The organism is Ruminococcus sp. AM42-11 (genome assembly GCF_003480145.1).
Lineage (GTDB): Bacteria > Bacillota > Clostridia > Lachnospirales > Lachnospiraceae > Blautia_A > Blautia_A faecis.
Genome location: NZ_QUIO01000021.1, coordinates 22,873 through 37,388, shown reverse-complemented (window position 1 = coordinate 37,388; position 14,516 = coordinate 22,873). Strand labels below are relative to the sequence as shown.

The following is a 14,516-nucleotide window of genomic DNA, read 5'->3' as shown; positions in this document are numbered from 1 at the left end:
CGTAAAAAGTGAGGATGGTTACCAATGTCTAAGTTTTTAAAATTTATAGTACATTTTGTTGTAATATGTACCATACTTTGTGTGGTTGCATTAGCGGTTCCTCCATTCTTTGGAGTGACGACTGAAATCAGAGACGACTCCACAGTCAAGTCAAATCTGGCAATGGGATCTGTTACATATGCAATTCCGGTTAAAACCGAAGAAGCAGCTCTGGGTACACCGATCCTTGTAAATGATGAGAATGCAGTGTATCGTTATACACTGGCCAGCGCTGATGTCGCAAATGGTACAGGTACTGCTATGGATCCAACTGTTTCTCAGGGACAGCCGATTAATGTGGCAATTGGAAGCTACCTTCCGAAAATTGTTGTAACAATTCCGTTTATCGGATATCTGATGGCAGCTACCAAGAGTATTGAGGGGCTGATTGTTCTTGGACTTACCGTTCTGTTTCTGATTATTCTTTATGTAATCGCAGAACTCTGGAAAAAAGATCAGGATGATTATGACGACTATCCGGAGGATACAGAACCAGGATACGTGAAGAGCCGTAAAGAGCTGAAGAAAGAAGAGAAGCGTAAAGAGCGTGAGTACCGTGATGAAGAGCGTGAGATCAAAGCACAGGGCAAGCGCAGCAAGAAAGAGAAGCGTAAGATCCGTACCGGTGGCTTTGTGGATGAAATCGATGAAGACGATTTTGATGTAGAGGAAGAGGAAGCGCCACAAAGAGCTGTACAGAGTGCTACAAGTGAAGCACATGAACTTCTGAAGAAAGAAGTAGCAGCAGCTACCGCAAAGGACTCCAAACCGGTCAGGAAGTCTGCTAAGCCTGCAACACAGACTAAGAAGGCAGCACCGAAGAAGAAAGCAGCTCCGGAGATTCATGAGGAAGAAGAGGATAAACCAGTTGAGATCAAGAAACTGGCAATCCCAAGATATTCACCGGCGCAGCTTGCTGCGAAAGCAAAGAAAGAAGGAGATGCTCCTGACATTGTGAAGGATGAGATAACAAAGGTTACTTTGTTTGATTATTCTGATATCTTTGCTGACGAAGATGAGGACGAAGATGAATACTATGATGATGAAGATTGATTCATTATTATAATAGGAAAGAAGAGGCATTCGATGATGATGCCTCTTCTCTTTTTTTATTAAGGAAAAGACAATGATTTCGCGAGGCTTTAGAACCACTGTATTAAATAATGAAAGCTGATTGACAGTTGCCAGCAGGAGTATAACGGACAACTATTAGAAGCACTATATAATAGGAAGAAAGAAAAAAACTGGAATATACACACTCACATCTTGCAGAAAGCCTTTTTCAGATACACCCTAGATTGTATTTAAAATAATACAAAAAAACATCTGGATTTTTTGAAAAAAACACTTGCAATTTTTAAAACCTTTGTGTATACTAATAACTGCTGTGACATGATAGCAATGAAGCGCGAGGTTGCCGCCGAGTAAGGCGGGTTTTCCGTGGAGCGAATGTCAAGTTAGGAAACTGACGACAAGTCACTGTACAAGTTCAATAGCCATCTTGGGATGGGACGTGTGAGAGAATGTCCGTAGCAGGAAGATGTTTTAGGACACACACGGAGATGTGTACAGTCGCCGCTTGTCGTACTGATAGTGAGTACGAATAGGAGGAGACTTTTTTTATGGCAAATCAGGTAATGAGAATCACATTAAAAGCTTACGATCATCAGTTAGTAGATGCATCTGCTGCAAAGATCATCGACACTGTTAAGAAGAATGGTGCAACAGTTAGCGGACCGGTTCCGCTTCCAACTAAGAAGGAAGTTGTTACAATCTTAAGAGCTGTTCACAAATATAAAGATTCCAGAGAACAGTTTGAGCAGAGAACACATAAGAGACTGATTGATATCATTGCTCCGACCCAGAAGACAGTTGATGCACTGTCCAGACTGGAAATGCCTGCTGGTGTTCATATCGACATCAAGATGAAGGCAAAATAATTAATCTTGTAAATGCATAAGCATTTAGCTATTTATTATATGATTACCCGAAAGGGCAATCCGCTATAGGAGGAAGAAAGATGAAGAAAGCTATTTTAGCTACCAAAGTCGGAATGACTCAGATCTTCAACGAAGATGGAATGTTAATTCCGGTAACCGTTTTACAGGCTGGTCCATGTGTCGTAACTCAGGTTAAAACAGATGAGAACGACGGATATACAGCAGTTCAGGTTGGCTTCGGCGACATCAGAGAGAAACTGGTGAACAAACCGGAAACAGGCCACTTTGCAAAAGCAGGCGTTGCAGTTAAGAGATTCGTTAAAGAATTCCGTTTTGAGAACGCTGCTGAATATGAGGTAGGACAGGAAATTAAAGCTGATATCTTTGCAGCTGGAGATCACATCGATGCAACAGCAGTTTCAAAAGGTAAAGGCTTCCAGGGCGCAATCAAGAGACATGGACAGTCCAGAGGACCTATGGCTCACGGCTCCAAATATCATCGTCATGCAGGTTCCAATGGTGCTTGTTCTGATCCGAGCAAGGTATTCAAAGGAAAACACATGCCAGGTCATATGGGAAGCGAGCAGGTAACTGTTCAGAATCTTGAGATCGTACGCGTAGATACAGAGAATAACTTACTGTTAGTTAAAGGTGCTGTTCCAGGACCTAAGAAATCCTTGGTTACAATCAAAGAGACAGTAAAGTCCTTATAATAAGAAAGGAGGAGCACACAAATGGCAAACGTAACTGTTTATAATATGGAAGGCAATGAAGTTGGAACAATGGAGCTGAACGATGCAGTATTTGGCGTTGAAGTCAATGAGCATCTTGTTCACCTTGCTGTTGTTCGTCAGCTTGCAAATAAACGCCAGGGTACTCAGAAAGCGAAAACTCGTTCTGAAGTAAGCGGTGGCGGAAGAAAACCTTGGAGACAGAAAGGAACCGGTCATGCTAGACAGGGATCTATCCGTGCTGCACAGTGGACAGGCGGCGGAATTATTTTCGCACCAACTCCAAGAGATTATGAAGTAAAAATGAACAAAAAAGAAAGAAGAGCAGCTCTTAAATCCGCTCTGACTTCCAAAGTTCAGGACAATAAATTCGTAGTTGTTGATAGCCTTGCACTTGCTGATGCAAAGACAAAAGAAATGCAGAAGGTTCTTACAAACCTGAAAGCAGAGAAAGCTCTTATTGTAACAGCACAGGAAGACAAGAACGTAATCCTTTCTGCAAGAAATATCGAGAACGTACAGACTGTAGCTGCTAACGGCATCAACGTATATGATGTTATGAGCCACGGTACTGTAGTAGTAACTAAAGACGCTGTAGCATCCATCGAGGAGGTATACGCATAATGGCAGATATTAAATATTACGACGTGATCAAAAGACCAGTGATCACTGAAAATCCATGGCTGCTATGGGTGAGAAGAAATATACTTTCCTTGTTCATCCGGAAGCAAACAAAGCTCAGATCAAAGAAGCAGTTGAGAAAATGTTCGATGGAACAAAAGTTAAAAGCGTAAATACCATGAATCTTGATGGTAAGAAAAAACGCCGTGGAATGGTAGTTGGAAAAACTGCTAAATCCAAAAAAGCTATCGTAGCCCTTACAGAGGACAGCAAAGACATCGAGATCTTCGAGGGTCTTTAATTGATAGCTTGCGATTCGTACGAGTGCACCTCGGAAGCTTTGCTTCCTCGGTCGCGTTACACGCTTTCAAGTCTTCATAAGAATCCGGTCTTACATGCAAGCATGACGACCTGCTTCTTCTGAATCCTTGGCACTCTGAATATCGCGAATATACGCATTCAAAAGCGTGAGAACAAATTTGAAAGGAGAAAAGAAATGGGAATCAAAAGTTATAACCCATATACCCCGTCTAGAAGACATATGACTGGTTCCGACTTCTCTGAGATTACGAAAGCAACACCAGAGAAATCCCTTACCGTGTCTTTAAAGAAAAACGCTGGACGTAATAACCAGGGTAAAATCACTGTAAGACATCAGGGAGGCGGAAGCCGTAGAAAATATAGAATCATCGACTTCAAGAGAAGAAAAGATGGAATCCCGGCAGTAGTTAAATCTGTTGAGTATGATCCGAACAGAACAGCAAACATCGCACTTATCTGCTATGCAGATGGCGAGAAAGCATACATTCTTGCTCCGGAAGGACTTAAAGTTGGACAGAAAGTTATGAACGGACCGGAAGCTGAAATCCGTGTAGGTAACTGCTTACCGTTAGAGCTTATCCCGGTTGGTACTATGGTTCATAACATTGAGCTTCACCCAGGAAAGGGCGGACAGATGGTTCGTTCCGCTGGTAATGGTGCTCAGCTTATGGCTAAAGAAGGCAAATACGCTACACTTCGTCTCCCATCTGGTGAGATGAGAATGGTTCCGATCATCTGCCGTGCTACAGTAGGTATTATCGGAAATGGTGATCACAACCTGATCAACATCGGTAAAGCTGGTCGTAAGCGTCACATGGGAATCAGACCTACAGTTCGCGGTTCTGTTATGAACCCGAATGACCATCCACATGGTGGTGGAGAGGGCCGCGCTCCGGTTGGACGTCCAGGTCCGTGTACACCTTGGGGCAAACCTGCTCTTGGTCTGAAGACAAGAAAGAAAAACAAAGCGTCCAACAAGCTCATCGTAAGAAGACGCGATGGAAAAGCTTTAAGCAAATAATAAGGAGGATTAAGAATGTCTCGTTCACTGAAAAAAGGACCTTTTGCAGATCAGAGCTTACTTAAAAAAGTAGATGCATTAAACGCTGCAAATGATAAATCCGTAATCAAAACTTGGTCACGCCGTTCCACAATCTTCCCGTCTTTTGTTGGACATACAATCGCTGTCCATGACGGAAGAAAACATGTGCCGGTATATATTACTGAGGATATGGTTGGTCACAAACTTGGTGAGTTTGTTGCTACCAGAACCTACAGAGGACACGGAAAAGACGAAAAGAAATCCGGTGTTCGCTAATTAGTACTTTTCACCAGGCTGCCTGATCGCAAGAAGCGGTTCGGGCAACCCAGGTGTTTACCTGAATATTGAATATGACGAAAGGAGGCACTTTAAAATGGCAAAAGGACATAGAAGCCAGATTAAGAGAGCCAGAAATGAGAATAATAGAGAGACAAGACCGTCTGCAAAATTATCTTATGCAAGAATTTCTGTTCAGAAAGCCTGCTACGTTTTAGATGCAATCCGTGGCAAAGATGTGCAGACAGCACTTGGTATCCTGACATACAACCCAAGATACGCTTCCAGCGTAATCAAAAAGTTACTGGAATCAGCTATTGCTAACGCTGAGAACAATAACGGAATGAACGCAGACAATCTCGTCGTTGCAGCCTGCTATGCAAATAAAGGACCTACAATGAAGAGAATCCAGCCAAGAGCACAGGGTAGAGCTTACAGAATCGAGAAGAGAACAAGCCATATTACCATCGTGCTGGATGAGAAATAAGGAGGATAGACATGGGACAGAAAGTTAACCCACATGGCCTTAGAGTCGGTGTTATCAAGGATTGGGATTCAAGATGGTATGCAGAGAGCGATTTCGCAGACTATCTGGTAGAGGACTACAACATCAGAACATTCCTCAAAAAGAAATTATACAGCGCAGGTGTTTCCAAGATCGAGATCGAGAGAGCATCTGACAGAGTCAAAGTTATCATTTACACAGCTAAACCTGGTATCGTAATCGGTAAAGGCGGCGCTGAGATCGAGAAAGTTAAAGCTGAACTTGCTAAATACACAGACAAGAAGCTTATCGTTGATATCAAAGAAGTTAAGAGACCAGACAGAGACGCTCAGCTTGTTGCAGAGAACATCGCTCTTCAGCTGGAGAACCGTATCTCCTTCAGACGTGCTATGAAATCTACAATGCAGCGTACAATGAAATCTGGAGCAAAGGGAATCAAAACATCCGTATCCGGACGTCTTGGTGGAGCTGATATGGCTCGTACAGAGTTCTACAGCGATGGAACTATTCCGCTTCAGACACTTCGTGCAGACATCGATTATGGTTTCGCAGAAGCAGACACCACATATGGCAAAGTTGGTGTAAAGGCATGGATCTACAATGGTGAGATTCTTCCAACTAAAGGAACTAAGGAAGGGAGCGATAAATAATGTTAATGCCAAAAAGAGTTAAACGTCGTAAACAATTCCGTGGCTCCATGAGAGGAAAAGCCCTTAGAGGTAATCAGATCAATTATGGTGAATTCGGTCTTGTTGCTACCGAGCCTTGCTGGATCAGATCTAATCAGATCGAGGCAGCCCGTGTTGCTATGACCCGTTATATCAAACGTGGTGGTAAGGTTTGGATCAAGATTTTCCCAGATAAACCAGTAACAGCAAAACCAGCAGAAACTCGTATGGGTTCCGGAAAAGGTGCCCTGGAATACTGGGTAGCAGTTGTTAAACCAGGACGTGTTATGTTTGAGATCGCAGGCGTTTCAGAAGAAATCGCTCGTGAGGCATTACGTCTTGCAATGCACAAGTTACCATGTAAATGCAAAATAGTTTCTCGTGCAGAGTTAGAAGGCGGTGATAACAGTGAAAATTAATAAATTCGTAGAAGATTTACAGGCAAAATCAGCTGCAGAATTAAACGAAGAATTAGTAGCTGCTAAGAAAGAACTTTTCAATCTGAGATTTCAGAATGCAACCAATCAATTAGACAATACAGGACGAATCAAAGAGGTTCGCAGAAATATTGCCAGAATCCAGACAGTGATCACTGCGAAAGCTAACGCTTCCAAATAGTGAATTTAGGAGGACATAATCGTGGAAAGAAATCTGAGAAAAACCCGCGTGGGTAAGGTTGTCAGCAATAAGATGGATAAGACCATCGTAGTTGCAATTGAAGACCATGTAAAACATCCTCTTTACAAGAAAATCGTGAAGAGAACATATAAATTAAAAGCTCATGACGAAAACAATGAGTGCAACATCGGTGATACCGTAAAAGTTATGGAGACCAGACCGCTGTCCAAAGACAAGAGATGGAGACTGGTTGAAGTAGTAGAGAGAGTTAAATAAGGAGGATAACCAGTATGATTCAGCAGGAAACAAGACTGAAAGTTGCCGACAACACTGGTGCAAAAGAAATCCTTTGTATCCGTGTTATGGGTGGCTCTACAAGAAGATATGCAAACATCGGCGATACAATCGTTGCTACTGTTAAAGATGCAACACCAGGCGGCGTTGTTAAAAAAGGTGACGTAGTAAAGGCTGTTGTAGTTAGATCCAAAAAAGGCGCTCGTCGTAAAGACGGATCCTATATCCGTTTCGATGAAAATGCTGCCGTAATCATTAAAGACGACTTAACTCCGAGAGGAACACGTATCTTTGGACCAGTTGCCAGAGAGCTTCGTGAGAAAAAATTCATGAAGATCGTTTCCTTAGCTCCGGAAGTATTATAGGAGGGTGCCTAATGTCAGCTATGAAGATTAAAAAAGGTGATACTGTTACAGTAATCGCTGGTAAAGATAAAGGCAAAGAAGGCAAAGTCCTTGCCGTTAACGTAAAAGACAATACCGTATTAGTAGAGAACGTTAATATGGTTACAAAACACACCAAACCATCAGCTGCAAACCAGAATGGTGGAATCATCACAAAAGAAGCTCCGCTTCACATCTCCAACGTAATGCTTATGGCAGATGGAAAAGCAACAAGAGTTGGCTTTAAGATGGATGGTGACAAAAAAGTCCGCGTTGCCAAAGCAACAGGTAAGGTTATCGATTAATTGAGAGAGGAGGCAGACATAAGTGAGTAGATTAAAAGAACTTTATACTAATGAGATCATGGATGCCATGACCAAAAAATTCGGATATAAAAACGTTATGCAAGTGCCAAAACTCGACAAGATCGTAATTAACATGGGTGTTGGTGAAGCAAAAGAGAATGCTAAGCTTCTTGATGCAGCTATTGCAGATATGGAGCTGATCACAGGACAGAAAGCTATCGCAACAAAAGCTAAAAAATCTGTTGCTAACTTCAAAATCAGAGAGGGAATGCCGATCGGATGTAAAGTAACATTAAGAGGCGAGAAGATGTATGAGTTCGCTGATCGTCTGATCAACCTGGCACTTCCACGTGTACGTGACTTCCGTGGCGTTAATCCTAACGCATTCGATGGAAGAGGAAACTACGCTCTTGGTATCAAAGAGCAGCTTATCTTCCCAGAAGTTGAGTACGATAAAGTTGACAAAGTAAGAGGTATGGACATTATCTTCGTTACAACAGCAAATACTGATGAGGAAGCTCGTGAGTTACTGAAGCTGTTCAACATGCCTTTTGCGAAATAAGTAGAGGAACATTCCAAAGTTGACCGCCGGCTCCTTGCCGGGGTCAGCAGATCTGATATAGGAGGAACGATTCATGGCTAAGACAGCAATGAAAATCAAACAGCAGCGTCCAGCTAAATTTTCTACAAGAGAATATAGCCGTTGCAGAATTTGTGGACGTCCACATGCATATTTAAGAAAATACGGAATCTGCAGAATCTGCTTCCGTGAGTTAGCTTACAAAGGACAGATCCCGGGAGTTAAGAAAGCTTCCTGGTAAGCCGAAGCTGAAAGTCGCTTAATGAATGTAAGCCGTAAGGCGAACATGAATTTCGTGCAAAGTCCATCCCGAACCTTAACGAGTGCAAGCCGCAAGGTGCAGTACCAGTTCAGCACGGGATGATGTTACACAGGTAACACGTAAATTTATATAAATATACTATGACATGTAAAGTCTGAATATGAGGAGGAAACTAACATGACAATGAGCGATCCAATCGCAGACATGCTTACAAGAATTCGTAATGCAAACACTGCAAAACACGACACAGTAGATGTACCAGCATCCAAGATGAAAATTGCAATTGCAAACATCCTTGTTGATGAGGGATACATTGCAAAATACGATTTAGTTGAAGATGGTGTTGCTAAAAACATCCATATCACACTGAAATATGGCGAAGACAAAAACGAGAAGATCATTACAGGTTTAAAGAGAATCTCTAAACCGGGTCTTCGTGTTTATGCTGGTAAGGAAGAGCTTCCGAAGGTTCTTGGAGGACTTGGAATCGCAATCCTTTCCACTAATAAAGGTGTTATCACCGATAAAGAAGCTCGTAAACTTCAGGTAGGCGGCGAGGTTCTTGCATTTGTATGGTAAGCTTCGGCTCCATTCATTCAAGAAGTAGACGAAACACTGAAAACAGAGAGGTTGCGAAAACCTCTCCGATAATCTAAGTAAGGAGGACACATAGTATGTCACGTATCGGTAGACTTCCGGTTGCTATTCCGGCAGGAGTTGAAGTATCTGTTGCAGAAGGAAACGTAGTAACCGTAAAAGGACCAAAAGGAACACTTGAGAGAGCGCTTCCAACAGAGATGGAAATCAAAGTTGAAGATGGTCATGTAGTTGTTGCAAGACCAAACGACTTAAAGAAAATGAAATCCCTTCACGGCTTAACAAGAAGCCTTATCCACAACATGGTTGTTGGTGTAAGCGAAGGATACACCAAGACTCTTGAAGTTAACGGTGTTGGTTACAGAGCCGCTAAGCAGGGCAAGAAGCTTACTTTAAACCTTGGATATTCTCACCCGGTAGAAATGGAAGATCCGGAAGGTATTGAGACCAAAGTAGACGGTAACAAGATTATCGTTTCCGGTATCAGCAAGGAAAAAGTTGGACAGTTTGCAGCTGAGATCAGAGATAAGAGAAGACCTGAGCCATATAAGGGTAAAGGTATTAAGTATGATACTGAGGTTATCAGACGCAAAGTTGGTAAGACTGGTAAGAAATAATTAAGGAGAGTGAGAAAATGGTTAATAAAGCATCTAGAGCGGAAATTCGCGAGAAAAAGCATAGAAGATTACGTCATCATTTAAATGGCACTGCAACAACTCCGCGTCTTGCAGTATTTCGTTCCAATAAACACATGTATGCACAGATTATCGATGACACCGTTGGAAAGACTTTAGTATCTGCTTCTACTCTTCAGAAAGACGTAAAAGCACAGCTTGAGAACACCGACGATGTTGCAGCAGCAGCATATCTTGGCACTGTAATCGGTAAGAAGGCAGTGGAAGCCGGCATCGAGGAAGTTGTTTTTGACAGAGGTGGATACATTTACCACGGTAAAGTAAAAGCACTGGCAGACGCAGCAAGAGAAGCTGGACTGAAATTCTAATAAGGAGGAGCGAAACACATGAAACGTAATCTTATTGATGCTAGTCAGTTAGAGTTAGAAGATAAAGTAGTATCAATCAAGCGTGTTACCAAGGTTGTTAAAGGTGGTCGTAACTTCCGTTTCACAGCTTTAGTTGTTGTAGGTGACGGCAATGGACACGTTGGTGCAGGACTTGGAAAGGCAGCCGAGATTCCGGAAGCAATCCGCAAAGGAAAAGAGGATGCTATTAAGAAATTAGTAACCGTAGCAAGAGATGAGAATGGTTCCATTACACATGACTTCGTAGGTTCTTACGGAAGCGCTTCCATGCTTCTTAAGAGAGCTCCGGAAGGTACTGGAGTTATCGCCGGCGGCCCGGCTCGTGCCGTTATCGAGTTAGCTGGTATCAAAAACATCCGTACAAAATGTATGGGATCCAGAAATAAGCAGAATGTTGTTCTTGCAACCATCGAAGGCTTAAGACAGTTAAAAACTCCGGAAGAAGTTGCAAAACTTCGTGGAAAATCTGTTGATGAGATTCTGGCTTAAGGAGGAATATTAAAATGGCAAATACATTAAAAGTTACTTTAGTAAAATCTCCGATTGGCGCAGTTCCGAAGCACAAACTTACTGTTAAAGCAATGGGTCTTACCAAAATGCACAAAACAGTTGAGATGCCAGACAATGCGGCAACAAGAGGAATGATTCAGCAGGTACAGCACCTGGTAAAAGTAGAAGAAGCATAATTACAAAAAGGAGGTGCCATAATGGAATTATCAAACTTAAGACCAGCTGAGGGTTCTAAGCACAGCGATAACTTCAGAAGAGGCCGTGGACATGGTTCTGGAAACGGCAAAACAGCCGGTAAAGGCCATAAAGGACAGTTAGCACGTTCCGGACACAAGAAACCGGGATTTGAAGGTGGACAGATGCCTTTATACAGACGTCTGCCTAAGAGAGGATTCACAAACAGAAACTCTAAAGAGATCATTGCAATCAACGTTGATGTTCTGAACCGTTTTGAGGATGGTGCAGAGGTTACAGTTGAGAGCTTACTTGCAAGCAGTGCAATTTCCAAAGCTGGTGACGGCGTTAAAATCCTTGGAAACGGCGAGCTTACCAAGAAGCTTACAGTTAAAGTAAATGCTGTAAGTGAGACTGCAAAGTCTAAAATCGAAGCTGCAGGTGGTACAGTAGAGCTGATCTAATAGAGGTGATCAAATGTTTGAAACTCTCAAAAACGTTTTCAGAGTAAAAGAGATGAGACGTAAACTCCTCTATGTATTATGGATGATTCTTGTCATCCGTATCGGATCACAGCTTCCTGTTCCGGGAGTAGATAGCGATTTCTTTAAAGAGTGGTTTGCTAAAAACACTGGTGACGCATTCAATTTCTTTGATGCGTTCACTGGTGGCTCATTTACCCAGATGTCAATCTTTGCATTGAACATCACGCCATACATTACATCATCCATTATCATGCAGCTTCTCACAATTGCTATTCCGGCTCTGGAGGAGATGCAGAGAGATGGAGAAGAGGGCAGAAAGAAAATTACTGCCATTACCCGTTATGTAACTGTTGGTCTTGCGTTGTTTGAGTCTGTGGCAATGGCAATCGGTTTTGGTCGCCAGGGTCTGATCCCGAACATGAACTTCTTTAAAGGCTTAACTGTAGTTGCTTGCCTCACAGCTGGTTCTGCCATGCTGATGTGGATCGGTGAGCGTATTACTGAGAAGGGTGTTGGAAATGGTATTTCCATCGTCCTGACCATTAACATCGTTTCCCGTGTTCCAAGTGACTTATCTCTTCTTTATGAGAACTTCATCAAAGGAAAAACAATTGCAAAAGGACTGCTTGCAGGGGTTATCATTGTTGCAATAATCATTGTCATGGTGGTATTTGTACTGATCCTTAACGGTGCAGAGAGAAGAATTCCTGTTCAGTATTCCAGAAAAATGGTCGGCAGAAAGCTGATGGGTGGTCAGACTACCAATATACCGCTGAAAGTTAACACCGCTGGTGTTATTCCGGTTATTTTTGCTTCCTCAATTATGTCTTTCCCAGGCGTAATCGCACAGCTTGCAGGAAAAGCTAATGGAACCGGCATCGGCAGTGAGATTATTCGAGGATTATCATCCAATAACTGGTGTAATCCAAGTCAGCCACAGTATAGCTGGGGACTGCTTCTGTATATTGTACTTTGCGTATTCTTTGCATATTTCTACACTTCCATCACATTCAACCCGCTGGAAGTTGCAGACAATATCAAAAAGCAGGGTGGTTTCATTCCTGGTATCCGTCCAGGAAAACCAACGTCAGACTATTTGACTAAAATCTTAAATTATATTATATTTATAGGTGCAGTAGGCTGATTATCGTTGCGGTTATTCCGTTCTTCTTCAATGGAGTATTCGGTGCAAACGTATCCTTCGGTGGTACTTCCATCATCATTATTGTTGGAGTTATCCTGGAGACTGTGAAACAGATTGAATCACAGATGCTTGTCCGCAATTACAAAGGCTTCCTGAACAACTAAAAGAATAAAGGTTGTGGTGCTTATATGCGTCACAGCCTTAATTCGTAGTATGAGAAAATGGAGGGCTTTTTATGAGAATTATCATGTTAGGTGCACCAGGTGCAGGAAAAGGAACCCAGGCTAAGAAAATTGCTGAGAAATATGGTATTCCCCATATCTCTACAGGCGATATTTTCCGTGCCAATATCAAAAATGGCACAGAACTTGGGAAAAAAGCAAAAACTTATATGGACCAGGGACTGCTTGTACCGGATGAACTTACCTGCGACCTTGTTGTGGACAGAATCCAGCAGCCGGATGCCAAGAACGGCTATGTTCTGGACGGTTTTCCAAGAACAATCCCACAGGCTGAATGCCTTACCGATGCTTTAAGCAAGCTGGGAAGCAAGATTGATTATGCTATTGATGTTGATGTTCCGGATGAGAATATCGTGAACCGTATGGGTGGAAGACGCGCATGCGTAAAATGTGGTGCAACCTACCACGTTGTATTTGCAGCTCCGAAGACAGAGGGGGTTTGCGATACATGCGGTGAGGATCTTGTGCTTCGTGACGATGACAAGCCGGAGACTGTACAGAAGCGTCTGAATGTATATCATGAGCAGACTCAGCCGCTTATCGACTACTATACTGGTCAGGGCGTACTGAAAACTGTAGATGGCACCAAGAACCTGGATGAGGTATTTGGTGATATTGTGAAGATCCTTGGCGAATAGAATAGAGGATAAGAAGTAATGTCAGTTTCAATAAAAACAGCACAAGAAATTGAACTTATGAGGGAATCCGGACATCTTCTGGAAAAAGTCCATGACGGGCTGATCCCTTATATTAAACCAGGAATGAGTACCAAGGAGATCGACCGTATCGGCGAAGATATGATCCGTTCCATGGGATGCATTCCCAATTTTCTGAATTATGGAGGCTTTCCTGGCTCCTTCTGCATCAGCCTGAATGATGAAGTGGTCCACGGAATTCCTTCGGAGGACAAAATTATCCAGGATGGTGATCTGGTAAAGATTGATGCAGGACTGATCTATAAAGGATATCATTCTGATGCGGCCCGTACTTATGCAGTCGGAGAAGTTTCCAAAGAAGCCAAGCAGCTTATGGATGTAACCAGGCAGTGCTTCTTTGAAGGAATAAAATTCGCGAAAGCAGGAAATCATCTCAATGATATTTCCAAGGCAATCGGAGCGTATGCGGCGAAATACCGTTATGGTATTGTACGAGATCTGGTGGGACATGGGATTGGTACTCATCTTCACGAAGATCCGCAGATTCCCAACTTCCCTCAGAAACGCAGGGGAGTGAAATTACTTCCAGGCATGACACTTGCCATAGAGCCCATGATCAATATGGGCAGAGCAGATGTATGCTGGCTGGATGACGAATGGACAGTGGTGACCATGGATGGTTCCCTTTCCGCACATTATGAGAACACCATACTGATTACAGATGGCGAACCGGAGATTCTGACACTCACAGAGTATTAATCATTATCATTAAGGCGATACAGGAGGTATAAAATGTCAAAAGTAGATGTACTTGAAGTAGAAGGCACTGTTTTAGAGAAGCTGCCAAACGCAATGTTTAAAGTGGAACTTGAAAACAAACATGTTGTACTTGCTCATATCAGCGGCAAGCTGCGCATGAACTTTATTCGTATTCTTCCAGGAGACAAAGTAACAATGGAGCTTTCCCCATATGATCTTTCCAAGGGAAGAATCATCTGGCGAGATAAGTAATTCAGATTCGTTAATAGCAAATTCGGATTAATGAATATAAAACTCCTGTGCCTGAGAAAATGCTTCTATG

The 14,516-nt window shown here is 42.6% G+C and carries 24 protein-coding genes and 2 pseudogenes; all 26 read left to right on the top strand.

The genetic code is table 11. The features are described from left to right. The first annotated feature begins 24 nt into the window (after positions 1-24). The 26 genes and pseudogenes from DW904_RS13185 to infA all read left to right on the top strand — a co-directional run bounded on the left by DW904_RS13185 (position 25) and on the right by infA (position 14,446). Positions 25-1,092 (top strand): hypothetical protein, encoded by a 1,068-nt coding sequence (locus DW904_RS13185; protein ID WP_118581217.1) that lies wholly within the window; start codon positions 25-27, stop codon positions 1,090-1,092. 569 nt (positions 1,093-1,661) lie between these two features. Further along, positions 1,662-1,979: a 30S ribosomal protein S10 gene (rpsJ, locus tag DW904_RS13180; protein ID WP_117852518.1), complete on the top strand. Its 318-nt coding sequence runs from the start codon at positions 1,662-1,664 to the stop codon at positions 1,977-1,979. A gap of 80 nt (positions 1,980-2,059) precedes the next feature. Then, a complete protein-coding gene (rplC, locus tag DW904_RS13175) occupies positions 2,060-2,692 on the top strand; it encodes a 50S ribosomal protein L3 (protein WP_117852520.1) in 633 nt (210 codons plus the stop codon). A 21-nt stretch (positions 2,693-2,713) separates the two neighbouring features. Then, positions 2,714-3,334: a 50S ribosomal protein L4 gene (gene rplD / locus DW904_RS13170; RefSeq protein WP_118581214.1), complete on the top strand. Its 621-nt coding sequence runs from the start codon at positions 2,714-2,716 to the stop codon at positions 3,332-3,334. Continuing rightward, a pseudogene (gene rplW / locus DW904_RS13165) lies at positions 3,334-3,632 on the top strand (50S ribosomal protein L23). The gene rplD and the pseudogene rplW overlap by 1 nt, the downstream one beginning before the upstream one ends. Positions 3,633-3,827: 195 nt before the next feature. Next, positions 3,828-4,673 carry a 50S ribosomal protein L2 gene (gene rplB / locus DW904_RS13160; protein ID WP_118581211.1) on the top strand — a complete coding sequence of 282 codons (846 nt, stop codon included), beginning with the start codon at positions 3,828-3,830 and terminating at the stop codon, positions 4,671-4,673. Between the two features lie 15 nt (positions 4,674-4,688). Next, positions 4,689-4,970: a 30S ribosomal protein S19 gene (gene rpsS, locus DW904_RS13155; RefSeq protein ID WP_015526921.1), complete on the top strand. Its 282-nt coding sequence runs from the start codon at positions 4,689-4,691 to the stop codon at positions 4,968-4,970. 97 nt (positions 4,971-5,067) lie between these two features. Then, positions 5,068-5,457, top strand: coding sequence for a 50S ribosomal protein L22 (gene rplV, locus DW904_RS13150; RefSeq protein ID WP_117852663.1), 390 nt, complete (start codon positions 5,068-5,070; stop codon positions 5,455-5,457). Between the two features lie 11 nt (positions 5,458-5,468). Further along, positions 5,469-6,125 (top strand): 30S ribosomal protein S3, encoded by a 657-nt coding sequence (gene rpsC, locus DW904_RS13145; RefSeq protein ID WP_117852529.1) that lies wholly within the window; start codon positions 5,469-5,471, stop codon positions 6,123-6,125. Beyond that, a complete protein-coding gene (gene rplP / locus DW904_RS13140) occupies positions 6,125-6,562 on the top strand; it encodes a 50S ribosomal protein L16 (protein WP_117852531.1) in 438 nt (145 codons plus the stop codon). The genes rpsC and rplP overlap by 1 nt, the downstream gene beginning before the upstream one ends. Then, entirely contained in the window at positions 6,552-6,761 is a 210-nt protein-coding gene (gene rpmC, locus DW904_RS13135; RefSeq protein WP_118581208.1) for a 50S ribosomal protein L29, read from the top strand. The genes rplP and rpmC overlap by 11 nt, the downstream gene beginning before the upstream one ends. Before the next feature lie 18 nt (positions 6,762-6,779). Further along, positions 6,780-7,037, top strand: coding sequence for a 30S ribosomal protein S17 (rpsQ, locus tag DW904_RS13130; protein WP_117852536.1), 258 nt, complete (start codon positions 6,780-6,782; stop codon positions 7,035-7,037). Between the two features lie 14 nt (positions 7,038-7,051). Further along, positions 7,052-7,420 (top strand): 50S ribosomal protein L14, encoded by a 369-nt coding sequence (rplN, locus tag DW904_RS13125; RefSeq protein WP_022067326.1) that lies wholly within the window; start codon positions 7,052-7,054, stop codon positions 7,418-7,420. Positions 7,421-7,431: 11 nt separating this feature from the next. Next, a complete protein-coding gene (gene rplX / locus DW904_RS13120) occupies positions 7,432-7,743 on the top strand; it encodes a 50S ribosomal protein L24 (protein ID WP_118581205.1) in 312 nt (103 codons plus the stop codon). Positions 7,744-7,765: 22 nt separating this feature from the next. After that, entirely contained in the window at positions 7,766-8,305 is a 540-nt protein-coding gene (gene rplE, locus DW904_RS13115; RefSeq protein WP_118581202.1) for a 50S ribosomal protein L5, read from the top strand. Between the two features lie 73 nt (positions 8,306-8,378). Further along, on the top strand, positions 8,379-8,564 hold the full coding sequence (locus DW904_RS13110) for a type Z 30S ribosomal protein S14 (RefSeq protein WP_117852543.1): 186 nt from the start codon (positions 8,379-8,381) through the stop codon (positions 8,562-8,564). Between the two features lie 198 nt (positions 8,565-8,762). Continuing rightward, a complete protein-coding gene (rpsH, locus tag DW904_RS13105) occupies positions 8,763-9,164 on the top strand; it encodes a 30S ribosomal protein S8 (protein ID WP_118581199.1) in 402 nt (133 codons plus the stop codon). A gap of 95 nt (positions 9,165-9,259) precedes the next feature. Next, the gene (rplF, locus tag DW904_RS13100; RefSeq protein ID WP_118581196.1) at positions 9,260-9,799 is read left to right on the top strand and encodes a 50S ribosomal protein L6; all 540 of its coding nucleotides are present in this window, start codon (positions 9,260-9,262) and stop codon (positions 9,797-9,799) included. A gap of 17 nt (positions 9,800-9,816) precedes the next feature. Beyond that, positions 9,817-10,185: a 50S ribosomal protein L18 gene (rplR, locus tag DW904_RS13095; protein WP_118581193.1), complete on the top strand. Its 369-nt coding sequence runs from the start codon at positions 9,817-9,819 to the stop codon at positions 10,183-10,185. 18 nt (positions 10,186-10,203) lie between these two features. Continuing rightward, positions 10,204-10,713 (top strand): 30S ribosomal protein S5, encoded by a 510-nt coding sequence (gene rpsE / locus DW904_RS13090; protein ID WP_117852552.1) that lies wholly within the window; start codon positions 10,204-10,206, stop codon positions 10,711-10,713. Between the two features lie 14 nt (positions 10,714-10,727). After that, positions 10,728-10,910, top strand: a complete 183-nt coding sequence (gene rpmD, locus DW904_RS13085; protein WP_117852555.1) for a 50S ribosomal protein L30 — start codon at positions 10,728-10,730, stop codon at positions 10,908-10,910. Between the two features lie 21 nt (positions 10,911-10,931). After that, positions 10,932-11,372 carry a 50S ribosomal protein L15 gene (rplO, locus tag DW904_RS13080; protein WP_118581190.1) on the top strand — a complete coding sequence of 147 codons (441 nt, stop codon included), beginning with the start codon at positions 10,932-10,934 and terminating at the stop codon, positions 11,370-11,372. A gap of 13 nt (positions 11,373-11,385) precedes the next feature. Further along, positions 11,386-12,701 (top strand): annotated as a pseudogene (gene secY / locus DW904_RS13075) (preprotein translocase subunit SecY). A 71-nt stretch (positions 12,702-12,772) separates the two neighbouring features. Then, the gene (locus tag DW904_RS13070) at positions 12,773-13,417 is read left to right on the top strand and encodes an adenylate kinase (protein ID WP_118581187.1); all 645 of its coding nucleotides are present in this window, start codon (positions 12,773-12,775) and stop codon (positions 13,415-13,417) included. A gap of 18 nt (positions 13,418-13,435) precedes the next feature. Next, a complete protein-coding gene (gene map / locus DW904_RS13065) occupies positions 13,436-14,194 on the top strand; it encodes a type I methionyl aminopeptidase (protein ID WP_118581184.1) in 759 nt (252 codons plus the stop codon). A gap of 33 nt (positions 14,195-14,227) precedes the next feature. Then, entirely contained in the window at positions 14,228-14,446 is a 219-nt protein-coding gene (gene infA / locus DW904_RS13060) for a translation initiation factor IF-1 (protein WP_117852566.1), read from the top strand. Positions 14,447-14,516: the final 70 nt, after the last annotated feature.